Source organism: Pseudoalteromonas sp. D15MCD-2 (assembly GCF_038562745.1).
Lineage (GTDB): Bacteria > Pseudomonadota > Gammaproteobacteria > Enterobacterales > Alteromonadaceae > Pseudoalteromonas.
Map to the genome: position 1 here is coordinate 3,215,115 of NZ_JBCFQE010000001.1, position 26,059 is coordinate 3,241,173.

At 38.4% G+C, this 26,059-nt stretch carries 21 protein-coding genes and 1 pseudogene; 4 read left to right on the plus strand and 18 right to left on the minus strand.

Annotation, left to right across the window (positions count from 1 at the left end):
• The first annotated feature begins 183 nt into the window (after positions 1-183).
• From AADY36_RS14760 to AADY36_RS14775, 4 genes and pseudogenes are all read left to right on the plus strand, one after another.
• Complete coding sequence (locus AADY36_RS14760; protein ID WP_342409135.1) at positions 184-1,071, plus strand: NTP transferase domain-containing protein; 888 nt, start codon at positions 184-186, stop codon at positions 1,069-1,071.
• Positions 1,072-1,112: 41 nt separating this feature from the next.
• Positions 1,113-2,192 (plus strand): phosphotransferase enzyme family protein, encoded by a 1,080-nt coding sequence (locus AADY36_RS14765; protein ID WP_342409136.1) that lies wholly within the window; start codon positions 1,113-1,115, stop codon positions 2,190-2,192.
• A 403-nt stretch (positions 2,193-2,595) separates the two neighbouring features.
• Positions 2,596-3,999 carry an MBL fold metallo-hydrolase gene (locus tag AADY36_RS14770; protein ID WP_342409137.1) on the plus strand — a complete coding sequence of 468 codons (1,404 nt, stop codon included), beginning with the start codon at positions 2,596-2,598 and terminating at the stop codon, positions 3,997-3,999.
• 19 nt (positions 4,000-4,018) lie between these two features.
• Positions 4,019-4,364: pseudogene (locus AADY36_RS14775) on the plus strand (four helix bundle protein).
• A 79-nt stretch (positions 4,365-4,443) separates the two neighbouring features.
• Here the strand turns inward: AADY36_RS14775 and AADY36_RS14780 are convergent.
• The 18 genes from AADY36_RS14780 to AADY36_RS14865 all read right to left on the minus strand — a co-directional run bounded on the left by AADY36_RS14780 (position 4,444) and on the right by AADY36_RS14865 (position 26,053).
• On the minus strand, positions 4,444-6,582 hold the full coding sequence (locus tag AADY36_RS14780) for a YjbH domain-containing protein (protein ID WP_342409138.1): 2,139 nt from the start codon (positions 6,580-6,582) through the stop codon (positions 4,444-4,446).
• A gap of 236 nt (positions 6,583-6,818) precedes the next feature.
• The gene (gene galU, locus AADY36_RS14785) at positions 6,819-7,727 is read right to left on the minus strand and encodes a UTP--glucose-1-phosphate uridylyltransferase GalU (protein ID WP_342409139.1); all 909 of its coding nucleotides are present in this window, start codon (positions 7,725-7,727) and stop codon (positions 6,819-6,821) included.
• Between the two features lie 330 nt (positions 7,728-8,057).
• Positions 8,058-9,014 carry a DHHA1 domain-containing protein gene (locus AADY36_RS14790; RefSeq protein WP_342409140.1) on the minus strand — a complete coding sequence of 319 codons (957 nt, stop codon included), beginning with the start codon at positions 9,012-9,014 and terminating at the stop codon, positions 8,058-8,060.
• 106 nt (positions 9,015-9,120) lie between these two features.
• Positions 9,121-9,720 (minus strand): adenylyl-sulfate kinase, encoded by a 600-nt coding sequence (cysC, locus tag AADY36_RS14795; protein WP_342409141.1) that lies wholly within the window; start codon positions 9,718-9,720, stop codon positions 9,121-9,123.
• Positions 9,721-9,755: 35 nt separating this feature from the next.
• Positions 9,756-10,103 (minus strand): four helix bundle protein, encoded by a 348-nt coding sequence (locus tag AADY36_RS14800; RefSeq protein WP_054563586.1) that lies wholly within the window; start codon positions 10,101-10,103, stop codon positions 9,756-9,758.
• 390 nt (positions 10,104-10,493) lie between these two features.
• Positions 10,494-12,221, minus strand: coding sequence for an SLC13 family permease (locus AADY36_RS14805; RefSeq protein WP_342409142.1), 1,728 nt, complete (start codon positions 12,219-12,221; stop codon positions 10,494-10,496).
• 35 nt (positions 12,222-12,256) lie between these two features.
• Positions 12,257-13,555 carry an oligosaccharide flippase family protein gene (locus tag AADY36_RS14810; protein ID WP_342409143.1) on the minus strand — a complete coding sequence of 433 codons (1,299 nt, stop codon included), beginning with the start codon at positions 13,553-13,555 and terminating at the stop codon, positions 12,257-12,259.
• A gap of 50 nt (positions 13,556-13,605) precedes the next feature.
• Complete coding sequence (locus tag AADY36_RS14815; protein WP_342409144.1) at positions 13,606-14,997, minus strand: undecaprenyl-phosphate glucose phosphotransferase; 1,392 nt, start codon at positions 14,995-14,997, stop codon at positions 13,606-13,608.
• Positions 14,998-15,182: 185 nt separating this feature from the next.
• Positions 15,183-16,601: a phosphomannomutase gene (locus tag AADY36_RS14820; RefSeq protein ID WP_342409145.1), complete on the minus strand. Its 1,419-nt coding sequence runs from the start codon at positions 16,599-16,601 to the stop codon at positions 15,183-15,185.
• Between the two features lie 159 nt (positions 16,602-16,760).
• On the minus strand, positions 16,761-18,167 hold the full coding sequence (locus tag AADY36_RS14825) for a mannose-1-phosphate guanylyltransferase/mannose-6-phosphate isomerase (RefSeq protein ID WP_342409146.1): 1,407 nt from the start codon (positions 18,165-18,167) through the stop codon (positions 16,761-16,763).
• Entirely contained in the window at positions 18,164-18,649 is a 486-nt protein-coding gene (locus AADY36_RS14830) for a GDP-mannose mannosyl hydrolase (protein WP_342409147.1), read from the minus strand. The genes AADY36_RS14825 and AADY36_RS14830 overlap by 4 nt, the downstream gene beginning before the upstream one ends.
• A 1-nt stretch (position 18,650) precedes the next feature.
• On the minus strand, positions 18,651-19,616 hold the full coding sequence (gene fcl / locus AADY36_RS14835; RefSeq protein WP_342409148.1) for a GDP-L-fucose synthase: 966 nt from the start codon (positions 19,614-19,616) through the stop codon (positions 18,651-18,653).
• Between the two features lie 64 nt (positions 19,617-19,680).
• Positions 19,681-20,799: a GDP-mannose 4,6-dehydratase gene (gmd, locus tag AADY36_RS14840; RefSeq protein WP_342409149.1), complete on the minus strand. Its 1,119-nt coding sequence runs from the start codon at positions 20,797-20,799 to the stop codon at positions 19,681-19,683.
• Positions 20,799-22,040: a WcaI family glycosyltransferase gene (locus AADY36_RS14845; protein ID WP_342409150.1), complete on the minus strand. Its 1,242-nt coding sequence runs from the start codon at positions 22,038-22,040 to the stop codon at positions 20,799-20,801. Before AADY36_RS14845 ends, gmd begins: the two co-directional genes overlap by 1 nt.
• A gap of 2 nt (positions 22,041-22,042) precedes the next feature.
• A complete protein-coding gene (locus AADY36_RS14850; RefSeq protein WP_342409151.1) occupies positions 22,043-22,933 on the minus strand; it encodes a sulfotransferase family protein in 891 nt (296 codons plus the stop codon).
• On the minus strand, positions 22,923-24,131 hold the full coding sequence (locus AADY36_RS14855; RefSeq protein ID WP_342409152.1) for a glycosyltransferase: 1,209 nt from the start codon (positions 24,129-24,131) through the stop codon (positions 22,923-22,925). Before AADY36_RS14855 ends, AADY36_RS14850 begins: the two co-directional genes overlap by 11 nt.
• Positions 24,121-24,942, minus strand: a complete 822-nt coding sequence (locus AADY36_RS14860; RefSeq protein ID WP_342409153.1) for a sulfotransferase family protein — start codon at positions 24,940-24,942, stop codon at positions 24,121-24,123. Before AADY36_RS14860 ends, AADY36_RS14855 begins: the two co-directional genes overlap by 11 nt.
• Entirely contained in the window at positions 24,935-26,053 is a 1,119-nt protein-coding gene (locus AADY36_RS14865) for a hypothetical protein (RefSeq protein ID WP_342409154.1), read from the minus strand. Before AADY36_RS14865 ends, AADY36_RS14860 begins: the two co-directional genes overlap by 8 nt.
• Positions 26,054-26,059: the final 6 nt, after the last annotated feature.

Here is a 26,059-nt window from a genome sequence, read left to right on the forward strand (position 1 = left end):
TTTAGCCGTGAATTGTTCTAAACACTTCGGCACTAAAGTACCTCCTACGAGGTAGGCCTTTGAGTAAGGCCCACAAACAACACCGCTCGGCTCAAAACTTACAGCTTATAGCTTAAAGCTTCTCTTCCTCCTGCGTGATTGTTTCTGGTACACTTTTCCTTTGTTTTTTATTTAACTTTCGCGATGACTCAACACTCTCTTACTTTAATCGTATTGGCTGGCGGGCTGGGTAGCCGCTTTGGCGGAAACAAACAAATTGCCGAAATTCCAGGGCTGGGCTGTACCATTATGGAACTGAGCATTCATGATGCGGTTAAAGCTGGTGTGAGCCAAGCGGTGATCATCATTAATAAAAAAATTCGTGCAGAGTTTGAAGCGACGATTTTACCGCGCCTACCTGAGTCGCTCGAAGTAATCCTAGTTGAGCAAGCAATTAGTGCAGTGCCAAATGGCTATGAGTACCTAGCCGCTGAACGACAAAAACCTTGGGGTACAGGTCATGCATTACTTTGTGCAAAACCCTATGTAAATAACCCTGCTATTGTCATTACAGCCGATGACTATTATGGCGAGTCTTCTTTTGCAATTATTAATGAGCACTTCAAGCAGCATAGCAATTGGGCGATGGTAGGCTACCCAATAAAAGATACGCTCTCCGAAGAAGGTGGTGTAAATCGTGGTGTATGCTCTGTTGATAGTCACCAGCATTTAACTGATGTGGTCGAGTACCTAGATATTAAACTCGAAAATAATGTTTTAAAAGGCAACAATCCACATGGTGAGAGATTAAAAATAGCCGATGATGCTCTAGGTTCTATGAGCTTTTGGGGAATAACACCGAGTTTATTTAATGACTTAGAAACAGGCTTTATTGAGTTTTTAGAAAATACTGACAACGGTGTCACGAAAGAGTATTATTTACCAAATGAGATACAACTCGCGATTCAAGATAACCGCCAAGCTGTAACCGTTTATACTGCACAAGAGCCATGGTATGGCGTAACCTACAAAGCTGAAATGGATGCAATAGCACACACTTTATGTCAGTTACGTCGTAAGCTAAACGATTAAACCCTCGCCTCTTCTTGCAAAAAATAAGTAATGGAAAATTAATGAAGTCTAATCCTGTTGCAACTTATCTTTCTGAGCACTTTGGCTTAAGCACAGATAACGTAACGCTAAAGCCAATTGGCAATGGCCACATCAACACAACCATGTTACTTAAATCAGAAGAAAACGCCTTGGTTGTGCAAAAGTTAAATACCGATGTGTTTCCTAACCCTGAGCACCTAGTTGAAAATGCACGACTAATTGAGCAGCACCTAAGTGAAAAACACGACAATGGTGAATACAGCCTCGAAATTATTCGTCATGTTCCAACTATCGAAAGCGACTTTTTAGTTGAATGCGATCAAGGTATTTGGCGTGCACTCGAATTTATTGGCGGCAGTTATAGTGAAGATGTGGTAGCAACTATCTCGCAAGCACAAACTGCAGCCAATGCATTTGGACAATTCGCGCTAGCATTACAAGATTTTCAGGCTGATCAGCTGCATCATGTGATCCCTGATTTTCATAACTTAGCGATGCGCTTTGATGCTTTCAAAAAAGTCATCGAAAAAGATCCTGTAAACCGTGTAGCCCTTTGCCAAGACGACATCGATTTTTGTTTAGCTCAGCAATCTTTAGTTGATGAATTAAAACAGCTTGAAGGAAACATTCCTTTAAGACCTTGTCATAACGACACAAAAATCAACAACATGCTGTTTTGCACGCAATCTGATGATGCAAAAGCAGTCATCGACCTAGATACCTGTATGCCTGGTTATTGGTTATTTGATTTTGGCGATATGGTGCGTACCTTCTGCTCTCCTGAGCAAGAAGATTCAACCAACCTAAGTAATGTACGTGTTCGTGAAGAGATCTTTGCCGCCATCGTTAAAGGTTATGTTGAACCACTACAAAATGTGATCACCGACGCCGAAAAAGAAAGCTTTTGGTTAGGCACCAAAGTCATGACCTTTATGATTGGCCTGCGCTTTTTAACAGACTTTATTGATGGCGATAATTACTTTGCCACCAAACATGCAAACCACAACCTAGAACGCGCCCGGAACCAATTTGCTTTATATCGCGATATTCTTGAAAAAGAACATACGTTAAAAGCGATATTAGAGATAAATAAAGGGTAAAAATATAGTGGTTAGTGGTTAGTGGTTAGTGGTTAGTGGTTAGTGGTTAGTGGTTAGTGGTTAGTGGTTAGTGGTTAGTGGTTAGTGGTTAGTGGTTAGTGGTTAGTGGTTAGTGGTTAGTGGTTAGTGGTTAGTGGTTAGTGGTTAGTGGTTAGTGGTTAGTGGTTAGTGGTTAGTGGTTAGTGGTTAGTGGTTAGTGGTTAGTGGTTAGTGGTTAGTGGTTAGTGGTTAGAACAAAGTAAAATACAATTCATGTGTAGCAAGTTCTTTGTTTAATTACACAAAAAATAAAGCCACCCTCTAGATCAACTGATATCTAACTTCTAAAATCTAACTACTAAAAACCTGACTTCTGATATCTAACCACTAAAATAATATCTAGCCTTAAAATCAGGAGATTATTATGCATATAAAACACCACGGAGCGGTGAAAGGCGTAACTGGATCTTGCCACCAGCTATTTATTGATGACGCAAACTCTGTACTTGTTGATTGCGGTCTATTTCAGGGGGAAGACAGCAAACAAGACCTAGCAATTGAGTTTGATATATCAACAGTAAAAGCGCTGATTGTCACACATTGCCATATAGACCATGTTGGTCGCATACCCTATCTACTTGCAGCTGGTTTTAAAGGGCCTATTTTCACCTCGGCTGCCACCGCCAAGCTATTGCCTATGGTGATTGAAGATGCTTTAAAAGTGGGTGTAACTCGCGATGAAGCAATGATCCGCACCTGCTTAAAGTTACTAAAACAACAAATTGTCTCTCTCGATTTCAATACATGGTACTGCATTCCCGAAGAGGTGGCCTTTAGCCCCGAAAAAGTAGCCTCAAGCAAGCAAAACTCATTATATAAAATTCGTCTGCAACGCGCCGGGCACATTTTAGGCTCTGCCTATGTTGAAATTGAGCTAGGTAAAAAGCCAAATACGCATAGAGTGGTATTTTCTGGTGATTTAGGTGCGCCTTACACACCCTTATTACCAACGCCTAAACCGCCTTACCGCGCCGATACATTAGTTATTGAGTCGACCTATGGTGATAAAAACCATCAAGGTCGTAAAGAGCGCGTAGCCGTACTTAAAAAGGTTATAGAACGTGCCATAAGTGATAATGGCGTGGTACTTATACCCGCTTTTAGCATTGGCCGAACTCAAGAACTACTCTATGAGTTTGAACAACTTATTCACTCTGCAAGCAAACGTTCTATGTGGCATAAACTGCAAATTATTGTAGATTCGCCAATGGCAGCCAACTTTACAAATGAATATTTACACTTCAAACAGCTATGGGATAACGAAGCAAAAAAACGCGTAAAACAAGGCCGCCACCCACTCGACTTCAACCAACTACACACCATTGATAGCCACCAAGAACACCTTGCCCTGATTAACTTTTTAGCCTCCAAACAGCAACCAGCAATAATCATTGCTGCTAGCGGTATGTGTAATGGCGGCAGAATAGTTAATTATCTAGAACGGTTTTTGCCCGACAAAACAACCGATGTCATTTTTGTTGGCTACCAAGGGCAAGGAACTTTAGGCCGAGAAATTCAAAAATACGGCCCACGCGGCGGCTATGTATTTATCGATAATCAAAAAGTAATGATTAAAGCACAAATTCATACCATTAGCGGCTACAGTGCCCATGCAGATCAAAAAGGATTAATCAGATTTGTCACCGGCATGCGCAAAAAGCCAACTTTAATCAAAATCATCCACGGTGATGAGCAAGCCAAACAAGCGCTAGCAGAAAAGCTTAAAGCTGAGTTAGGCGAAAGAGTAGAAATAGTGGTTAGTGGTTAGTCAATACAAGGAGTTAGTTATGAACTTTGAAAATCTAGATGTATGGAAACGGTCTGCACGATTAAGTGCTGAAATTTAAAATCAACAAAGAATTAAAAGACTTCGGTTTTAGAGATCAGTTAACCCGCTCAGGCTTATCAGTTCCTAGCAACATTGCTGAAGGAGTAAGCCGTGAAAGTTACAAAGAGAAAAGTCGGTTTATAGATATCGCGAGATCTTCGCTTGCAGAAACAAGAACACAAATCTATATAGGCCTAGAGATAGGCTACCTAGAACGTGAAAAAGCATTGTATTGGATATCAGAAACCAAAGAGTTAGGGGCCATGTTAACGGGTCTAAAACAACAGTTTGATAATAGAAGTTAGTGGCTCTAACCACTAACCTCTAATATCTGACTTCTAATGTTTGACTCGTATCTCGCTTCTCGCTTCTCGTTACTTCGATTTATTTATAACTCTCATACGCTTCTTTCATTCGCGCTAGGTTGCTATAAATATAGCTCGAAGTTAAACGACCACGTTTAAACATTGTATTGTCTAAAGAGACTTGTGTAGAAGGAGCATAACCTTGGTTAAATACAAGCCTATTAAACTCACCAATTTGTGTTGATAGACCAACACGCCAAATATCACGGCCTTTTAACTGGCCAAACGGTGTGACTTTCATATCTTTGCGCGGTGTAAGTGGGATACTCAAGCCAACCCCTGCTTTTTGCGCATCGGTATTTTCATAGAATACAGCTATGTAGCTATCACCAAACCAAAAGCGACTTTCGAGTTTTACGCCACTATCACCATAAAAATACTTACCAGCCGTAGCATGCAGGGTAATGTCTTGCTCTACCCAGTTGTACTGGTATGTAAGTGTTTCGTACTCACGTGATGCACGGTAATCTGCATAATCAAAATAAGCTATTTTAGCACTTACTTTATGGCGACCCTCAGGGCTTAACCAAGCCGTTTCGTTAATAATGGCTTTGTAATCAAAATAGTCTTTAAAAAAGCCAATTTGCGTTTGGTTATAAAAGCCATATGGCAGTGCAAAGGTTTGGTGCAGCATTGCATTTACAATGCCTTCATCAAGACTGTAATTATCAAATACACCGTTATCCTCAAAGTCGCTGCTTTCATCTAAAATAGTTTGGCCGGTAACCTTTATACCACCACCTTGCCACAGCGGTACGTCAAGCTCGGCACGCAAGCCTACAGAGTAGTCAAATACTCCAAATTCTGTTGCATAAGTATTAGATAAAGCTGGGCTCAAGGTTAAGCGCGGTTTAAAGTATGGGCTTGCCTCTGCTTTACCGGCCCATACTACACCTTCAGGAATACTTGCTTTGCCCTGCTGTACATTTAAATCAGGGCTTACACCTTTTTCGATAAATAAGCGGTAGTTATCAACCTTGCCCTGAATCGCAATTAAAGGAATATCTGTTTTAGAGAGTTGTACATTAAAGTGCGTGCTTTCATTTGTTACACTTTCAGCAATACGGCCTAGCACCACACCAATTGCATCAATGTCGTTACGGTTAAATACCGAGTTTTCAAAGTTAACAAATACGGTATTAAGGTTGTAGCCAACCACTACGTTCTCGAAACCATCGTTAATCAGTGCTTGTTTTAATTCGATTACTTGGCTATTTAAGCTTGAGCTTGCAAGTTTTTGCGTAGTTTGTGTGGGTGCTTGTTTTACACTTGCTACTGTAAGGGCTTTTGCTTGTTCAGCTAATTCTGGCGCCATGGCTGTTTGAATAAAACCGATACCATGATCATCAATTTTAGCAATTGGCTTTGTAGCAACCGGTGCTACATAAGGGGCTGCTTCAACTTTTTTATAATTTTGTTTATCTTCACTCGAAAGCGGCATACTAAAGTTAACACCCCAATAGGTGTCTTGTTCTGAGTAATCAGTATTACTATAAAAACGGCTGGTAAAGGTTAGCTCACCGATATCATACAGCCACTTTTTAGGGATAGTCACCTTAGCCCCCGCATTAAATGCCTCTGCATCATGCTCTGCTTGCAAACTAAACCAATCAAAAACTTGATACTCTACACCACCAAACACGCCATCCATCTCGCCATGAGGGCGTTTACTTTTTGCGATACCTGCAGAAAATCTAAAGTTCCATAATTCTTTTGATGCCACAGCATAATATGTTTCGTAAAAATTAACATCGCCGCCAATATCTTTACCGCCAATAGCAAGGCTAAACCAATCTTCAGGAATGTATGGAATTTGATACTTAGCATTAAATGATAAATCTCTAATCGTACCAGGCTCACGTTTAGCGAAATTATTATTATGCATTGTGCTACTTGCTATTTGACCACTAACTTCAAACCCATCAAATAAACCTGCACTGACAATAAAATTATGCCCATCTACATAACTTCTAGTTGCATCATATAATTGGTTATTGAAGCCAAAACCAATTACTCCTTTTTCTTGAACTTCAGCGTTAGGGGTATTAATTAGGCCGGTATAACCAGCAAATGATTGATGAGAGTTAATTTGATCAGCAAAAACTATTGGTGAACTTAGAGCTATTGCACTACCTAAAAAGACATTAAGCTTAGACATAAACTATTCCGAGTTAAAATTATAAAAATCCTTAAATTAGATTAAATATAACATTAGATGTGAAAAACGAGAAGTTAATAGCTAAGCGCTAGGTGCTAGGTGCTAGGTGCTAGGTGCTAGGTGAACAATATTTTATTTGGGGGTGGGGTAAGCAAGTGGTTAAAAGAAATTAACTAACTTCTAACCACTAAATTCTAGAGTCTGACATCTAACTTCTGAAATCTAATATCTTCTTCTTAAACCGCTTTTAAGTGTCGCTCTGCTGGCGCTACCATTTCGGTTACGAAGTCAGTAAATTCTTCACCTAGGTTTTCGTCACGCATGCTGTACTCAACAATCGCTTTTAAGTAGCCCAGTTTGTCACCGCAGTCGTGAGCACGGCCACTCATGTGGAATGCTTCAACAATTTCGTGCTTCATTAACTCATCGATAGCATCGGTAAGTTGAATTTCACCACCTGCGCCCGCTGGTGTTTTTGCTAGTAATGGCCAAATAGCTTTAGATAGAACATAACGGCCTACAACAGCTAAATTAGATGGTGCTTCTTCAGCTTTTGGTTTTTCAACCATGGTTTTAATTGGCGCACTTTCGCCCGCTTTAATTTTAACGCCGCCGATGTCAGCAATACCATATTTATGTACATTTTCTTGTGGTACTGGTTCTAGCATAATTTGGCTTGCTTTAACCTCGCTAAAACGTTTGATCATAGCAGCAATGTTTTCGGTTTTTTGATCAGCAGTGTAGCTATCTAAAATTACGTCTGGCAATACAACTACAAAATCGTCATCGCCAACAATTGGTTTTGCACACATAACAGCATGGCCTAATCCTTTAGCCTCGCCTTGGCGTACGTGCATAATGGTTACATCTGGTGGGCAAATTGAGCGAACTTCTTCAAGCAAGGTACGTTTTACACGTTTTTCGAGGGTTGCTTCAAGCTCAAAGCTAGTATCAAAGTGGTTTTCAATAGCATTTTTAGAGCTGTGAGTAACCAATACAACTTCTTTAATACCCGCAGCAACACATTCGTTTACTATGTATTGAATAAGCGGTTTATCAACCAGCGGCAGCATTTCTTTAGGAATTGCTTTTGTCATTGGTAACATGCGTGTACCAAGGCCTGCAACAGGAATGACAGCTTTCATAATGTTTAGTCCCTTAATTGTAGTGATAAGAATAAATAATTACAAAGTATGAGTTATCAACCCATTTTGCGCAATAGTAAAAAAGATTTATAACCAAGTTAGCAGTAATAATATTGACGGAGGATGAACAGGAAACGATAGGTTCTAGGATTTAGGAGCCAGGAACTAGGAGCTAGGAGCTAGGAACTAGGAGCTAGGAGCTAGGAACTAGGAGCTAGGAACTAGGAGCTAGCAGCTAGGAGCTAGGAGCTAGCAGCTAGGAGCTAGGAGCTAGGAGCTAGGAGCTAGGAGCTAAAAGATGCTAGTGGCTGGGGTGCCACTAGCAAGGGGTTAGTTATAAAAATTAACTAGAGTAGTAAGAAACTGTTCAACTTGTTGTTGGTCTAGTTCGTTTATACCTGCTGCAGCAGCGCGACCACCGCCGGTGGCAAATTGGCTACATACATCAACAGCGCCTTGTTTATTATTAAGTGGTGCTCTTACACTTACGGTATAACTTCCTTTATTATTATAGGTAAGTACTGCGTGGGCTTTATTAGGTGCTTGGTTTGCAAGGTCGTTACCTAATACGCCACTTACACGGCGCGCCCATGGGGCGTCATCAAGTAAAATAACCTTTGCTGTGTCGCAATTATGTAAAACTTTAGCATCGGCTGCTTTTTGCATATCGGCTTTGTAAGCTTTTTCTAATACGTAATAAACAGACTCTGAGTCGTTAATGGCATCAAGCGGTGACTTATATTTTAGTAGCTCGTTAAATAAGTCTGCTGGCGCAAAGTGCAAATCGGCTACCTCACTGCCATAGCCGTTATAGTTAATATAAGTGCCAAATGCTTTAAGTTGTGACTTTTCGAGCTCTGTTAAGCTTAATTTATCGGCTTCGCTATCGGCTTTTGCAAATAAATTATCGCCATAAGCAGCAGTGATAGCCCATAAATGATACTGCTTATCGATAAGGTCGCTCACAATTAAGCTCGTACACATGTTTGCATCTAAATCGATGTGGGCAAATAAGTTTGCATGATTTGGAATATCACCCGCTTTATGATGATCCACATACATAACACGTGCACCTACGCATAGAGCGTCGTGCAATTCTGCCATGTTTTTTTCCATCGAAATATCAAGTACACGTATATTATCACCGGCTTTAGGGGTGATTTTTTTCAACAGCTGAATATCACGTTTAACACCAGTTACTTTCACGCTCTCTGTAGGGTTAGCGAGCTGTAATTGTAACAGTGCGATGATGCCATCTGCATCACCGTTAAAAATATCGTAGTTCATAAAATCTCAAGAATAATAGAAGGTAGAGATTAGAAGTCAGATTACAGATGTTAGAAGTTAGACGTCAGAGATTAGATATCAGATTTTAGACGTCAGGTTTCTGGCTCTAGATTTCTATAATCCCTGCTTCGCGTAAATAACCAATAATTTGTTCAACACTTTGCTCAATGCTTTGCTCTGCTGTTTTTACATGAATCTCTGGTTGCTCTGGTGTATCAAACGCAGAGCTAATACCTGTAAAGTTAGGTATTTCGCCAGCACGGGCTTTTTTGTATAAACCTTTAGGGTCACGGCTTTCGCAAACCTCTAATGGTGTATCGATAAATACTTCTACAAATTCACCCTGGTTCATGATGCTGCGAGCACGAGCACGGTCTTCTTTAAATGGTGAAATAAACGCCGTTGATACAATTAAACCAGCATCAACAAACAGCTTAGCTACTTCGCTAATACGACGAATATTTTCAATACGGTCTTCGTCGCTAAAAGTAAGGCCCTTATTTAAGCCCATGCGTACATTGTCGCCATCAAGCAGATAAGTATGGCAACCTAATTCAAATAATTTAGCCTCAACCGCATTCGCAATAGTCGACTTACCAGAGCCACTTAGTCCTGTATACCAAAGTAATACCGGCTTATGCCCTTTATGTTGTTCTTTTTCAGCACGCGAAACAGTTTGATCGTGCCATACAATGTTCTCGGTCATGGTACCTCTTGGGTTCAGATTTCAGATTTCAGATTTCAGATTTCAGAGTCAAAACGATTCTTTAAACTTGTCAGCATAGCAGCTAACTCTTTTGACTCTGCAATCCAGCTTAAAGCAACTTCACGCTCTATATAACCAACCTCTGAACCAATGTAAATTTGAGTTCTAGCTTCAGCTAAAGAAGCTCTCGCAATATCAATAAAGCGACTCTTTTCTTTAAAGCTGTCTCTACAGACTCCCTCTGCAATATTACTTGGCACTGAAAGGCCTGAACGAGTAAGTTGGCTCCTGAAAGCATAATCATTTAATTGAGAAGTGGTTTTATAAATTTCTGCACTTAATTTAACAGCTCTTTTCCAAACATCTAACTTTTCAAAATTCATCGCAGCTCAGCTCCTTCTGATATCTGACTTCTAATATCTTACCTCTATAAAGTTCGATTTAAAACGTAAAACACAGTGCATTTACTTTAGAATACTGAGAGGTATGTGATAAGGAACGATGGGCAGAACTTTATATTTGTATATTTCACATGCTAATCGTGATGACTTCTTCCACACATCCATTTGTTCAAATTTCATAATTAGTCCCTTCGCCATTAAGTGAAATCCATTCACTACTAAACCTTATCGCAAAATAAACCTAGCGCCTAGAGCCTAAAGACATATTTCTAGCTAACGCCTAGCACCTAGTACCTAACCCCTAGCCCCTATCGCCTATTACCTAGCTCCTAGCAACCTAGCGCCTATCACCTAACCCCTAGCACCTTATACCTAAAACGGAAAAAACACGGGTATCAGGGTCAATACCACTAGGCTGTAGGTGATTGAAATCGGTAGGCCGAACTTTATGAAATCGGTTAGTTTGTAGTTGCCGGCATTGTAAACCATTAGATTGGTTTGGTAGCCGTAAGGGCTAATAAAACTGCCACTCGCAGCAAAGGCGACTGCAAGTACAAATGGCATGTAACTTACGCCTAAGCCTTGAGCTATGGTAAATGCAATGGGGAATGTAAGCGCTGCTGCTGCGTTATTAGTTATTAACTCTGTAAATAATAGAGTAAGTAAAAATACACCAATAAAGGCTATATAAACGCTTTGCCCGGCAAGTAAGCTTTCAACTTGCTCTGCTATTAATTTAGATACACCAGAATTATCTAAGGCTGTAGCTAGCGTTAAAGCGCTCATTACAATAAGCCAAAGCTCTAACGGAAAACGTCGCTTAATTTCATTTAGCGATAAACAACGGCACCCCACCAGTACGGCTAGGTAAAAAATAAAGCTTTTTAATAAGCTAATATCAAAAATTAACGAGCCCGCAATGGTTGTTACAAAGCCCCAAGTAACAATGCGCTCTTTTAAGCCTTTAAGCATGTTGTCGGCTTTTACACCGCTAAGTATAAAAAAGTTTTTAGTTAAGTTAGTACGTTTTGCAAAGTCAGGGCCAACTGCAAGAATCAAAAAGTCGCCGCTTTGTATGGTAATATCACCTAGCTTACCCGAGAGCTTTTCGCCCTCGCGGCGCACTGCAACAACTGCGGCATCAAAGCGTGCACGAAAGCCTGCCGTTTTTAACGTTTTACCCACCACAGCAGCACCTGGTTTAATAACGACTTCGGTTAAGTTATCGCGCAGTAAACCATCTTGCTCTGCAAATAAACTTAAACCTTCAAATTGCTGCAGCACCAATACTTTAGTAACATCGCCCGAAAAAATAAGTTTATCGCCTTCGCGGATCATTTGCGTTGGCGCTACGGGCGAAATTAATCGGTTATCGCGTACTACCTCAACCAAAAATAATGACTCTAAGCTACGTAAGCCATTTTGCTCTACGGTTTTACCTATCAGTGGTGAGCCAATATTTACTTTAGCTTCAACAAAGTAATCACTAGAGGTTTCATCTTTACATACTTTACCTTTTAAACGGTTAATCGTAAGTGCCATAACCAACACACAGGCAGCCACAGCAGCTAGGCCTATAGGTAAAAAGTCAAAAAATTTAAAGCCCTCGGCACCTCGCTCAATCAGCATAGAGTTAACAATTAAGTTAGTTGAGGTGCCAATTAAGGTAAGGGTGCCACCTAAAATAGCCGCATAAGAAAGGGGCAGTAAAAGTTTGGTAGGGGCAATAAGCTTATTGTTTTTTACCGGGCTAATTAAAGTAGCAACCACCGCAGTATTATTTAAAAAACCAGAAGCCACAACTGTTGCCAATAAGGTTCTGATATAAGACTTAACCACAGAGCCATTAAATAAAACATTTGCTAGTTTGCGTAAAAAACTGGTACGTTCAAAAGCAAATGCACACACCACTAATAACAACAAGGTAACTAACCCTGGGTTAACTGCATTATTCAAAAGCTGTTCGGTAGAAACCAAGTTTGTAGCAAAGCAAGCTAAACAAGCAGCTGCAAATACACGCTCAGGAAATTTTTGAAACTTAATTAAGCCTACAATGGTTGTAAAAAATATAACCACTATCAACCATTGCTGTAAAATCATTCAAACATCCTTATTCGTGCTCGTAGCTCGCCAAATCATACCTTCTGCCAAAAAATTAAGGTATTGAAGCCTAATCGTTTTTTCACAAAGTAAACGGCGAGTAAGTTTTGTAAACTAATAAAAAACGCAGTGGCTATCGCAGCGCCAATAGCGCCAAACAACTTAGTGAAAATAGGCACACTGATTAAAACACCAAAACCACTAATGAGTGTGACTAAACGCATATCGCGCTCATGGCCGCTCATCATTAATAAATAACCAACCGAACCTGTCACTACATTAACCGCTTGCCCTAAAACTAAAATCTGTAAAATTAACGCTCCTTGCCTAAACTCTTCACCAAAAAGCCCCATTAAAAACTCAGGAAACAGCAGCATAAATAGCACTATGGGTAATGCACTTAGTACGAGTAATCGCACAGAGAATAGCGCAGTTTTGCGAATCCCATGCTCATCACCTTTGGCATGAAAAGCCGAAAATTTGGGTGCAACAACCAAATTTACCGCCATTAATATAAACGAAGTTAACATAGCAATTCGCTGTGCGACACTAAAAAAAGCTACCTGCTCAGCAATTAAAAAAACACCAATGATTATAGGTGCACTCCACTGTACTGCTTGACTCATTATTATAATGACCCAATTAGGCCTTGCGCTATGCCAAAGTTTTTTAGGGTCTGGCTTTTCGCCATTATTATTTAAGTTGTTAATGCTTAGCCAGTAAAAAAAGCAGGATGAAATACCTAACGATAAGCTGAAATAAAGCGCTGCTGTACTTGCAGAGTCAGCCGAGAATATAATAACTCCCGCACCACAAAGCATAAAATGGGCAATGTTTTGACAAGGGATACTCAAAATAAGTTTATGGCGAGCCTGAAAGCTCATAGCCACTAAAAAGACAATACTCAAGCCAATTATTGCTGGAGCAATTAATTGTAACGTACCTGTTAGCCTTGGTTTATTAAAAGCACTTTCAGCAAGCCAAGGGGCAAGTGTGTAAGTAATAACAGTAAATATAAACGAGACCGGCAGAGCATATTTAAGTGCAAAATTTAATATTGCCTTTACTGTATAGCCATTACCTGAATCTGCAGATGTAAAACGCAATAAGGTATTGTCAAAACCGAGCCTAGCTACTGCAGACAGTAACATAACTAAAGCAAGAGCAAGAAAAAAATAGCCTGACTGCTCAGCTCCCAATTGCCTTGCAATAATTAAATTAAACAAAAATGCCATACCTGCACCTAAAACCCTAATTGAAAGGGCTATAGCAGCGTTTATTGCAGTATGTCGGTGCTCGTTGTCACTAAGTAGTGTTTTGACTTTAGAAAGCATGAGAGGCTCGATTTGATTGCGGTGTAATAAGTGCAAAATGCCGACTAAAATTAGTAAGCATTTTTATTCACAAAGCCTTTAAATATAGTTAAAAACACTATTTTTAAATCAAAGAATAAAGACCAGTTACGAATGTACTCTAGGTCAAACTCTATGCGTTTTTCCATTTTATCTAATGTATCGGTTTCGCCGCGCCAACCGTTAATTTGTGCCCAACCTGTAATACCAGGTTTAACTTTATGGCGTAACATATAACCATCAACCAATTTACGGTATTCTTCGTTATGAGCAACTGCATGAGGCCTTGGGCCAACAATCGACATTTGACCTTGTAGTACATTAATAAACTGCGGTAATTCATCTAAGCTCGTTTTGCGAATAAACTGACCTATTGGTGTAAAGCGCGAATCATTTTTTGTGGCTTGGGTAACTTTAGCGCCGTCTTCCATTACATTCATTGAACGAAACTTCCATACCTTTATCGGTTTACCATCAATGCCATAACGGTTCTGTTTAAAGAACACAGGCCCTTTAGAGGTAAACTTAACGGCAAGGGCTAAACCCAGTAAAACCGGCGATATCATTATTAAAATAAGCGTAGAAAGTACAATATCTTCAATGCGCTTGATGATTGCGTTACTACCATCTAGTGGTGAATCGTAAATACTGATAGTAGGTATACCCATTATGACATCACTGCGAGAGTGCAATAATTGGTAGGTGAAAACATCAGGCACAATGTAAACACTTGCTGTGCTATCAGCTAGTTCTTTAACCAGCCACTTACGTCGCTCATAAGCTTGCGGGGGTAATACAATATAAACACGGTCTACCCCCCCCTCTTTACAATCAGCAACTAGCTGCTCTAAATTACCAATTGTTTGCGCAGCAACTAATTTTTGCTTTGGTGTGGTGTCATCGTAATAGCCACCGAAGACTAAACCAAAGCTAGAATTAGCAATAATATTGTTTGCTAACTGTTGTCCTAAAGTGCCCGCACCGGCAATAACGACCGAACGTGTATTAATACCTTGTGAGCGCAGTGTTCTTAAGAATAAACGCAGCACAACACGATATACACAAAGCGAAATTAAAACAGATATAAACCAATAAAACTGAAGCCCTTCGGGGTTTAAGTATTGCGGAGCTAAAAAATTAACGCTTAAAAATAACAAAGCAGCACTGACAAACCAGTGTGATATAGTCTTTTTAAGCTCCTTGTAAATAGATAAACCACGCCAAGAGATATAAAGTTTGTCGAGCTCACTTGTAAAGTGAAACAAGAAGACTGCAAGTAAAGAGGCTGTTGTATGCTGAAGTAACCAGGGGATTTCTTGTAAAGCTACGGCTACCCATAAACAACCAACGATAATAGTAATATCGAGGATCCGCTGCACGAATGCTATTACTGTCGAATTACTTTGCAAAATACCTTTATGCATTTATGTTTACTTCTCATTTTTATTATTACGAGGGGGTGGTTATAGTTACCATAATTACAATACTACTTGTTCATTATGATAGCCTTCAAAGTATAATCTAACCGTTGGCTATTGCCATTTTTACAACGTTTATTTTTACTAAACAAAAGAGATAGCAGCAAGTATCTTGCTGCTTGTTCGAATAACTATGATGTTTGCACTAAAACCAATGCTTTATTTACAAGCTTTATCGCTTTTTCGCTTGACTCAGCCTCAGCATAGCACCTTAACTCTGGCGCATTGCCAGATGGCCTTAGATGCACAATATCACCAGATACAAGCGAAATACGTAAACCATCAGTTAAGTCTAATTCGTAACTTTCTTCATAGCCTAGTTTTGACAAAAAGCTTTGCGCATTTTGCTGTAACGCAGCAATAATTTGTAAACTTTTCTCTCTTGCAAAGTCTTTAATACGATCACTAGCAGTAAATCGTTGCGGTAGCTTGGCTAGTAGCTCAGAAACATGCTTAGGTTGAGCTAATAAAATCAATGCAGGAAGTAGTGCATCTCTTGTTGGTAGAGCTTTTAGTTGCTTGCCGTTGAATGTTATATCTGAACCTAGTAAGTAACCACCATTCGCTTCAAAGCCTGCTACTGATATGTATTGCTCAGCTAACTCTGCAAATTCAGCAATAACATATGGCGAGCCAATTTTTGTTCTCTTAACTTCTTTAAAGCTCGCTGTTTTTTCAATTGCAGTATTACAACTTACCGGCGTTGCAAGGGCTTCGATATTTAATAACTGACTACAAAGTAAACCAAGTATATCCCCACGTAGCCAATTGCCATTTTCATCAGCAATTAATGGTCGATCACCATCACCGTCAGTTGAAAATATCGCATCAAAATTGTATTTGCTAGACCAATCCAGTGCTCTTTGCTTATCGTCTTCAGATACAGCTTCGGTATCGATCGGTACAAATTCATCACTTCGCCCTAGACTAATAACCTCTGCACCTAATTGCTCAAACAGCACCTTATAGATATCACGCCCAGCACTTGAGTGCTCATAAATACCGACCTTTTTACCTTTAAGGGTATCAGCATTAAAAAGCGAGGTGTAACGCTGTGTGTAAGATTCACAGGCAGAAACATCTAATGGCAATTCATTTAGATGTTCCGGTAACGCTGTGAATATGGCTTTGCTAGTTAAGATTGCCTTTTCATCTGCTTTTGTGATCTCACCATCGGGGCGATAAAATTTTAAACCGTTACGATCAAATGGAATATGACTACCTGTAACCATAATACAAGGCATATTATCTTGCATTGCTTTATAAGCAAGTGCAGGCGTTGGTACTACACCATAATACACAACATTCAATTTATGTTGCTTTAACGCCTCTGCACATGCCTGGGCAATTGCATAACTACTCGGGCGGTTATCAATTGCAATTGCTACTGTATTGAAGGAAAATTCATTTTCAATCGCTGATATAAAGGCTAAAGCAAATGCCGCGTTTACTTCAGGGATAAAATCTTTTACAAGACCTCGTGCACCACTGGTACCAAATGCAATACCACTCTTTGCTATGATTTCAGAGCAAACTAACTGGCTATCCATAAAAAACCTATTTAATTAACTATTCTATAAGCATACAGCTAGCACAAAACAAACTGCACTAGCTGCTTTTATAACGTCTGACTACTAACACCTGATAGCTGATGTCTTTTGTCGTTTATCTGACTTCTGATATCTAAGTTCTAATATCTATCTCTTCGTTTATTTCACTCGACCATAACGGTCTTCAAAACGCACGATATCATCTTCACCTAAGTATGAACCCGATTGCACTTCGATTAATTCTAAGTCAACTTTACCTGGGTTTTCTAAAGCATGAACCGCTGTAATTGGAATATAAACAGACTCATTTTCTGTTACATACTGCTCTGTATCATCAATTTGTACTTTTGCCGTGCCTGATACCACAATCCAATGCTCTGCGCGATGATGGTGCATTTGTACTGATAACTTCGCACCAGGCTTTACAGTAATACGTTTTACTTGAAAGCGCTCACCGTTATCGACTGAGTCATATTTACCCCATGGGCGATACACTTCACGATGGAAAGTCACTTCAGAACGTTCTTCTGCTTTTAGCTGGTTTACAATCGCTTTAACTTCTTGTGATTTATCTTTATGGGCAACTAAAATAGCGTCTTTCGTGTTTACAATCACTAAGTCTTCAACACCGACTGTTGCGACTAGTTTGTCCTCACCAAATACAAGTGTATTTTTTGTATCTACCGCTTTTACATCACCTTTAAAGGCATTGCCATTTTCATCTTGTGACGACACTTCCCAAAGAGCAGCAAAGCCACCCACATCGCTCCAACCAGCATCCATTGGTACAACAACGGCATCTTTTGTGTGTTCCATTACAGCATAGTCAATCGACTCATCAGGGCAGGCCTCAAAAGCCGCTTTATCAACACGAATAAAGTCCATATCACTGTTTTGTACTGCAATAGCTTTTTCGCAAGCTTTGTAGATGTCTGGGCGAAATGCTTTTAATTCTTCTAAATAGCGGCTTGCTTTAAACAAAAACATACCGCTATTCCAGTAGTAATCACCGCTTTCAATATACTGCTTGGCTGTATCTAAGTTCGGCTTTTCAACAAAACTGTTAACAACATAGCCATGCTCTACAGCGTCACCACGTTTAATATAGCCATAACCGGTTTCAGGGCTGTTACCTACAATGCCAAATGTAACTAGTTTACCTTGGCTTGCTAATTCGGCTGCTTTATTCACACTTGCTTGGAATGCTGCCGAATCTTCAATTACATGGTCTGCTGCAAGCACAAGTAATAATGGGTCTTGCTCATTTTCAATGGCTTTAAAGGCAGCCAAAGCAATAGCTGGTGCCGTATTACGCCCTACTGGCTCTAAAAATATACCGCCATGGTCTGCACCTAATTGACGCACTTGCTCTGCTGCAATAAAACGATGTTCTTCATTACAAATTAACATGGCTGGTGAGTGCGCTAAGCCCGTTAAGCGACTTAGCGTATCTTGAAGCATCGTCTGCTCGCCATTTAGTTTTAAAAACTGTTTTGGGTAGTTGCCACGTGATAGTGGCCATAAGCGGGTGCCTGAGCCACCTGCCATGATTACTGGTAAAATCATAAGATTCCCTGTGTTTGTTTTGTTAATGCTTCAAAATACCATTTTGTATGCTTATGAACTGCAGGCGATTTAAGTAATTCATCAAAACCAAACCATTTATAAGCGCCATGCTGTTCGTTTAATGGTAATGCATCAAGTTGTTGCTTTGTAAGCCTTAGAACATAAGCAATTGCGACATAGTGTGTTTTTATTTCATCGTTAAATACACAGTCATCATAAAAATGGTCATAAGGGCCAAGCAGTTCAGCAATTGATAATTCAACTTCAATACCCAGCTCGTTATGCGTTAGCCTTTTAAAAGCATTAGCCAGTGACTCATTTTTTAAAATACGACCACCTGGAACAAACCAAAACCCTTCAGCTGGGCGGTTTAACCTTTGCCCAAGTAACGCTTCATTATTTTCGTTAAGTACAACAAGGTCTATGGATACCAGAGGGGTACTGTCGATGACTGTTTCAAACGTTTTTTGCTCTAAAAACATACTATTTTCTAAAGTTATCTTGGTTAGCTAAAAACCACTCATACGTCTGCGCTAAACCACCTTCAAGGCTTATTTCATAATGCCATCCCAAAGACTTTAATCTAGAAACATCCATAAGCTTTCGTGGCGCTCCATCTGGTTTTGAAGTATCAAACTCAATTACACCTTTAAAACCAACTACTTTAGCTACAGTTTCGACTAACTCACGAATAGTACAATCGACACCTGTACCCACATTAATATGGCTCAGCATATCTTGAGTATTTGAGTTATAAACATCATCACTAAGGTTCATAACATGTATCGAAGCCGCAGCCATATCATCAACGTGTAAAAATTCACGCATAGGCTTACCTGATCCCCAAGCAATAACCTTGTCATCACCAGCTAATTTAGCCTCGTGGAAGCGTCTTAATAATGCAGGTATAACATGTGAGTTTTCTGGATGAAAGTTATCATTTTCACCATATAAATTTGTTGGCATCACTGAGCGATAATTTCGCCCATATTGACGGTTATATGATTCACACATTTTAATGCCGGCAATTTTAGCTATTGCGTATGGTTCATTAGTTGGCTCTAACGTACCTGTTAATAAGGCACTTTCTTGCATTGGTTGCTCAGCTAATTTAGGGTAAATACATGAAGAACCTAAAAACAGTAAGTCATTTACCCCAGCTAAATGAGCACTATGTATGATGTTATTTTGAATCATCAAGTTCTCATATATAAACTCTGCCGGGTAAGTGTTATTAGCAATAATCCCCCCGACTTTAGCCGCAGCTAAATACACTTGATCAATATCATTCGATTCAAAAAAATTAGCAACTGCGGTTTGGTCCAAAAGGTTTAACTCTGAGCGAGAGCGAGTGATAACATTCACTTCTGGTTGCTTTTGTAATTGCCTAACAATAGCACTACCAACCATACCGTTATGGCCAGCGACAAAAATAGTTTTAGCTTGCATTGTTCTTTCCATAATAAAACCCAGCTGTGTGCTGGGTTAATAGATCTATAACCAGAGCCTATAGTTACTCTACAGAAACACTAATGTCATAACCGTGCGACTTTAAAATTGCATGCTGTTTGGCTTTAGCTAGGTCACTTTGCACCATTTCAGCACACATTTCTTCTACAGTAATTTCAGGTACCCAACCTAACTTTTGTTTAGCTTTTGTTGGGTCGCCAAGTAGGGTTTCTACCTCAGCTGGGCGGAAGTAACGAGGATCTACGCGAACAATTACATCACCTACACTTAGTGTTTCAGCATTATCGCCTTCAATAGCAGCGACAGTGGCAACTTCGTTAACACCTTCACCACTAAACTCTAAAGTAATACCGAGCTCTTTAGCCGAAAGTGCTACAAACTCACGTACAGAAATTTGCTTACCGGTTGCAATAACAAAATCTTCAGGTGTTTCTTGTTGAAGCATCATCCACTGCATACGCACATAGTCTTTAGCATGACCCCAGTCTCGTAGTGCATCCATATTACCTAGGTATAAGCATTTTTCTAAACCTTGCGAAATATTAGCTAAGCCACGGGTAATCTTACGTGTAACGAATGTTTCACCACGGCGAGGTGACTCATGGTTAAATAAAATACCGTTACATGCATACATACCATATGATTCACGATAGTTAACTGCTATCCAGTAAGCATACATTTTAGCTACAGCATAAGGTGAGCGTGGGTGAAATGGAGTTGTTTCTTTTTGCGGGATCTCTTGTACTTCGCCATAAAGTTCAGAAGTCGATGCTTGATAAAACTTAGTTTTCTTTTCTAAACCTAAAAAGCGAATCGCCTCTAACAAACGTAATGTGCCAATAGCATCAACATCAGCGGTATATTCAGGGGCTTCAAACGATACAGCAACATGGCTTTGCGCACCTAAGTTATAAACTTCGTCTGGCTGAACTTCTTTTAAAATACGGGTAAGATTTGATGTATCAGTTAAATCACCATAGTGCAAAAAGAACTTAGGGTTATCTTCGTGTATATCTTGATAGATGTGATCTACACGCTCAGTGTTAAAGCTCGATGCACGACGTTTAATACCATGGACTTCGTAGCCTTTTTCTAGCAAAAACTCCGCTAAATATGATCCATCTTGTCCTGTTACACCCGTGATTAAGGCTACCTTAGTCATTATATTTTTCCTTTTACTAACTTTTTCATATCGCTTATAAAGCGTTCAATTATATTATTGATATCTAGATTTTTTTGCGCATAATTACGCGCAATCACATTGGGTTTACTCGTATTATGTGTAAGAACAGTATTTAATCCTGTAATAAAGTCTTTTGTATTTTCAGGTTCAACTATTGTATATATCCCAGGGTTTGCTTGCTCAATTTTTCCAAGCTCAGTAGATGCTTCAGCTGTTACCAGTGCATGGCCACCTGCTGATAATATATTGGTCAGTTTTGAAGGTAAGACTGCATCTGCAGCTCCCTTTTTTTGTACAACCAAATGAACATCCGCCATAGACAACATTGCAGGTACATCTTCCCAGTCTTGCAGTGGCTTAAAATAAACATTCTCTAAATTACTAGCTTTAGCAAGTTCTTTTAAAGTATTAACATAAGCACCAGCCCCAACAAAAATGAACTTTACTTGTTTCTCATATTCAAAGTTTTTAGCGGCCTCTATCACAATTTCTAGGCCTTGCTTTTGGCCTATATTACCCGCATAAAGTACAATTTTGTCTGTTTCTGCAAACCCCCACTCTTTGCGTAAAGCAGAACCATCAGTCTCCGGTGTTACAAAGCTGGTATCAGCCCAATTAGGGAAAAAAAGTAACTTAGACTTATCGACCCCTTTTCGCTCAGCGTTTTCAAGCATACTATGAGAAATGCTAGAGACTACATCAAACTTTTTCATCAGCCAAGACTCAGTACGCTTTACGATGCGTGCAACCCGCCCTTCGTTAACCATGCCGAGGCCAAACATAGCATCGACTTCAAAATCTTGAATATGCATAACGGTTTTTACACCGAATAATTTTGATAATAGCAATGTAGTAGGGGCGCAAAACAAAGTCGGCTGTACTAAAAAAATTACCTCAGGCCTGTTCTTAATGAGCTTAATGAGTAGAGCAATGCTAGAAGATACTGCAAATGAACTTAGATGCAAAAGCCGTTTAAGTGTAGTAACCTTTGAAGGAACATATAGCGGACAGCGAGTTACACTTACACCGTTAACTGACTCGTTTTTATATAAGTAGCTTTTATATTGTGAGTTGACTTTCCATTCAGGGTAATAAGGAGGAGCAACAATTACTGAAACCTCTCCTCCTATGCTATAGAGTTTTTCAGCCATCTCGCCATTATACTTACCGATTCCTGTCAATTCAGGTGAGTAGTTTAAACTCAAAAAAAGAAATCGCATACTTAAGAGCTCATAGTTAGTTTTTCATTTAAGGCATTCAGATACTTGCAGTTTTGATCATATAGCTCAACCAGCTCAGCATCTTGCTTTTGAAGTAAAGAACTAGATTCAGTTATTACCTTAGCGGTCGAAATCAATTTGGTAGAATGGGTTAAATCATTTATTCCACAAAAGTTAGCAAGTTTAATGACCCAGTGCGAAGGTTCTTTAACTAAATGCTCATAAGTCAGTTCAAAATAACTCTCTTCAGGTAAACCCGCTGAAAAATCAATCATTTTAGAAGTAAGTAAGTTCCATTGCTTGTGGCAGATATAATCAATATCTCCCAACTTAGCATCTTCCCTAAAGTTTTTATACTGTGGTCCCCAAAAACTTCTTTTTTTACCAAAAAACTGAAACATTAATTCATTAATAGCTGTTTTAAAATAAAAGGGCTTGTCAACATAAGGTACAGCTTTGAATCTAGTTGCTTGCAATCTTAGCTGCCTGAAAGGAATATCATCACCTAAAGAAGCTCCATTCTTATCATCTTCATATAACCATTTTTTTTTCATACTTTTTACTACAGCTTCAGAGTTTCTATATAAAAAGATAAATTTAGCATTTGGGTAAATTTCTCTAATAAAGTCTAATCTAAGAGCATTGGCTGGGGTTTTTTCTATAAAAACAGAACCATTAATTGAGAAATTTTTTCTAATAAAATCCTTTACATCATCCGTTGCATCGTCTTTGCTGAACTCTTCATGGCCATGCTTTTTCCAGTTTTTGTATCTCCATATGACATTTGGTTCTTCAAAGTAAGTAACACTAGGTGATGAACTAAGTATTTTGCCAAGGAGTGTCGTTCCAGATCTTGGAGCTCCTATTATAAAAATAGAACTTTTAGCTTCCACATAACCTCCATTCATTATTTAGTTTTTTAGCAAGCTCTACAGAAATACTTGACCAAGAAAAATTATCATCAATGTAACTTTTTGCATCACCAGAGACTTCCACAACTTGCTTATAAGTATCAACAACTTCAAATATTTTCTTTGCGAATAGGTCTGGAACTAGATCTTCAGCGTGAACAAATGGCGATAAATTTTCGCACCCAATAAGGCCGACATTAGAGGTAACAACTGGAACTTGAAAGCTTAATGCTTCAAGTAGCTTTAACTTTGAACCACCGCCTAATTTAAAAGGTAGGACAACTATATCTGATTGCTCATAATAATTATCTATAGAATCAACATTTGCATACAATTCTACAGTATCTTCATTAGCTAAAGCTTTAACTGCGTTAGATGGGTTACGACCAACTATTTTTAATGAGAACTTTGGTTCTTTTGCATTTAATAATGGAAGAACATTTTTAACAAACCAAGTTATAGCATCAACATTCATAGTTACGGATAAGGAAGCACAAAACAAAATTGATATATTATCTTTTGTTCCCACCTTTTTAGGCACACTATACCTTTCAACAATTCCATTTGGGGCTGTATACCCTCTAACAGATAGCCTATTATTCAATGAATCAGTATCATTGTCAGAAACATTTATAGTAAAGTTTAATTTCCTAGCTCTTTCCTTATTTTCCCGTAAAAATAAAAATTTATTTAACTTACCATATAATTTATAAACAAGTGATTTTTTCTCAAAAGATTCATACCATAAATAATCATCATTGTGAGTATCAACAACAATATTATCGAAAGTATTTTTTTTAAAATCAAAATGACCTAACATATCAAAAAAATTAACATAAAATGCATCATACTTATTCTTATTGATAGATAGAAAACACTTCAACTCTCTTGAAAAAAATTTACTCGCCCTGTAACTATTAAAAAGAACCACCATCCTAAAAAGCGATGAAAGTCTACTTCTATTTAATTTAAAACTAATCAAATTACATTGTTCGAATGCTTGAGCTCTTTCATAACTATTGCAATTAACATCATCTAAGTAAATAAAGTCAACAGCAATACCCTGCTCCGTGAAAAACTTTGTAACCCCTTTAGATATTTCAAATATTCTAATACGTGCCCCGGAATCATATGTAAAAGGGTTAACGGGAGACAAAATAGCTATTCGTTTATTTTTCAAAACATCCTTCCTTTAGAAAATCCGAATTTAATATATCTAGTTTCTCTAAGCGAGAGTATAACTTCTGCAAACTTGGCTCCATCATTTCAGTAGCGCTGCTATTAAGGAAGGTAGACTTTGTATTATTTCCTTTCCATTTTTCAAATTGCTTCACTCCGACAACTGGAATTTCAAATTCTTCCCTTTTCAATCCAATCCAACTCATAAGGCGTGATAGGCAATCATCTTCAAAACGACATATATTTTCGTATGATACACAACAATATTTACTAGGATCTTTTTTTACATAATGCTCAATCCTATTTATATCTCTTTTCCAATGCCTTTCTAACCTCTTGCCTTTAGCTACAAATATATTACAATCTATATCATGCTTCGCTTGTATACTTTCCCAAGACTTCTTTACGTCATAAAAGTTTCTATAAATAAATATAAACTTAGCATCATTATTCCTTTTTAAAATAATTGGGATACGTCTTATATGTGCAGGAGTTTTTTCCACCCATCCACTTGCCATTTGACGCTTTGCTTCTTCATTTAAACTAAACTCAAAGCTATTATTTTCATTGTATTTTATATCATTATCTCGATAAAAAGTGGAAAAATTACCTCTAGAAAGAGATGCAGGCCTACGAATATATACCTTATCACTAAAAACTGGAGGAAAATCAAACCTATCCAATAGATTATAATACCTTTCAAAATAATAGTGAGATTCAGTAAAGGATATTAAGTTCGAATTCTTAATTAAAATATTTTGAAGAAGTGTAGTACCAGACCTTGGAGTTCCTACAACATAAATATTATGCATTACAAACCTTCTTACCGTAATAAAATAAAATCCCGAGTGATATAGCAATAAGGTACTTATCGAATGACATTGAAGTCAACATAAAGCTGCCATACACAAAATAAATTAATAAAACTTTGAAAAACCCAGGAGTAGCTTTTCTTATAAGAGCTTTAAATGATAGAAAGTATACCAATAGCCAACAAAGAAGCGCTAATTTACCTACTTCATAGACACTAGTCAGCATATAACCATGAGAAGGCAAACCTTCGGATAACTGTTCATCTAAGTATGTATTACCTGTTTGTGGTGGTATAAAACTAGCTTTGAATCCTTGGTACCCATTCCCGAATAAATTAGGGGACACCATTTCGACAAGCAATACTGTAAGCATTTCTTTACGAACAAGGTTTGATGTTTCAGCTCTTTGTGACAGCTCTACGCTTTCCCCCTTGGAGAAAAAGTGGTCTATAGCTTTATAAGAACTAAACAATGATATAAACACTATTATTACTATAAAGAACTCTTTCTTTTGCTTACTTATCTCTTTGTATTTTTCTGCATATAACACAATTAATGCAACAAGTGATAAAGCTGCCATCCCTCTAAAATCCATAGTTAAATTAACTGCACATATAATAAGTAAACTTAAGAACCCAACATTAGAGTATCTAAAAGAAAAAAGAATAAATAGTAACGTTATGCTTTCACCAACCCCATGCCTCCAAAATGAGTAAAAACTTTCAGCTGATAGAAAACTCGTGCTAAATCCAAAAAGCATCTCAGATAAAAGTATTATAAATATAAAGCCAACCGCTTCCTTTACATTCTTATTTAGTAGGACTATGAAGCAATAACAATAAATAAAAATAACACTCACCCTACCAATGTTCTTGAAAACATCTATAAGCAGGACTTGATTAAATAAATCAACAAAAATTTGAACAAAAAGGTAAATTAAAAAAATAGAAACTAACGCAAATATCTCCCTTCGCTTCATAAGTTTAACGTTCAGAAAAACAACAATCACAGGGATGACATCAGCGACTGAAACATCCCCATATAGCTTTAACTGATAAAGCATTAAGTAAAATGCGCTTAGTATATACCATGCAGGTATTTTAAAACTCATACAAAT

What these genes read in the sequence shown, in the direction of transcription:
- AADY36_RS14760 (WP_342409135.1), top strand. Translation starts at nt 184, where the DNA reads ATGACTCAACACTCTCTTACTTTAATCGTATTGGCTGGCGGGCTGGGT.
- AADY36_RS14765 (WP_342409136.1), top strand. Translation starts at nt 1,113, where the DNA reads ATGAAGTCTAATCCTGTTGCAACTTATCTTTCTGAGCACTTTGGCTTA.
- AADY36_RS14770 (WP_342409137.1), top strand. Translation starts at nt 2,596, where the DNA reads ATGCATATAAAACACCACGGAGCGGTGAAAGGCGTAACTGGATCTTGC.
- AADY36_RS14780 (WP_342409138.1), bottom strand. Translation starts at nt 6,582, where the DNA reads ATGTCTAAGCTTAATGTCTTTTTAGGTAGTGCAATAGCTCTAAGTTCA.
- galU (WP_342409139.1), bottom strand. Translation starts at nt 7,727, where the DNA reads ATGAAAGCTGTCATTCCTGTTGCAGGCCTTGGTACACGCATGTTACCA.
- AADY36_RS14790 (WP_342409140.1), bottom strand. Translation starts at nt 9,014, where the DNA reads ATGAACTACGATATTTTTAACGGTGATGCAGATGGCATCATCGCACTG.
- cysC (WP_342409141.1), bottom strand. Translation starts at nt 9,720, where the DNA reads ATGACCGAGAACATTGTATGGCACGATCAAACTGTTTCGCGTGCTGAA.
- AADY36_RS14800 (WP_054563586.1), bottom strand. Translation starts at nt 10,103, where the DNA reads ATGAATTTTGAAAAGTTAGATGTTTGGAAAAGAGCTGTTAAATTAAGT.
- AADY36_RS14805 (WP_342409142.1), bottom strand. Translation starts at nt 12,221, where the DNA reads ATGATTTTACAGCAATGGTTGATAGTGGTTATATTTTTTACAACCATT.
- AADY36_RS14810 (WP_342409143.1), bottom strand. Translation starts at nt 13,555, where the DNA reads ATGCTTTCTAAAGTCAAAACACTACTTAGTGACAACGAGCACCGACAT.
- AADY36_RS14815 (WP_342409144.1), bottom strand. Translation starts at nt 14,997, where the DNA reads ATGCATAAAGGTATTTTGCAAAGTAATTCGACAGTAATAGCATTCGTG.
- AADY36_RS14820 (WP_342409145.1), bottom strand. Translation starts at nt 16,601, where the DNA reads ATGGATAGCCAGTTAGTTTGCTCTGAAATCATAGCAAAGAGTGGTATT.
- AADY36_RS14825 (WP_342409146.1), bottom strand. Translation starts at nt 18,167, where the DNA reads ATGATTTTACCAGTAATCATGGCAGGTGGCTCAGGCACCCGCTTATGG.
- AADY36_RS14830 (WP_342409147.1), bottom strand. Translation starts at nt 18,649, where the DNA reads ATGTTTTTAGAGCAAAAAACGTTTGAAACAGTCATCGACAGTACCCCT.
- fcl (WP_342409148.1), bottom strand. Translation starts at nt 19,616, where the DNA reads ATGCAAGCTAAAACTATTTTTGTCGCTGGCCATAACGGTATGGTTGGT.
- gmd (WP_342409149.1), bottom strand. Translation starts at nt 20,799, where the DNA reads ATGACTAAGGTAGCCTTAATCACGGGTGTAACAGGACAAGATGGATCA.
- AADY36_RS14845 (WP_342409150.1), bottom strand. Translation starts at nt 22,040, where the DNA reads ATGCGATTTCTTTTTTTGAGTTTAAACTACTCACCTGAATTGACAGGA.
- AADY36_RS14860 (WP_342409153.1), bottom strand. Translation starts at nt 24,942, where the DNA reads ATGCATAATATTTATGTTGTAGGAACTCCAAGGTCTGGTACTACACTT.
- AADY36_RS14865 (WP_342409154.1), bottom strand. Translation starts at nt 26,053, where the DNA reads ATGAGTTTTAAAATACCTGCATGGTATATACTAAGCGCATTTTACTTA.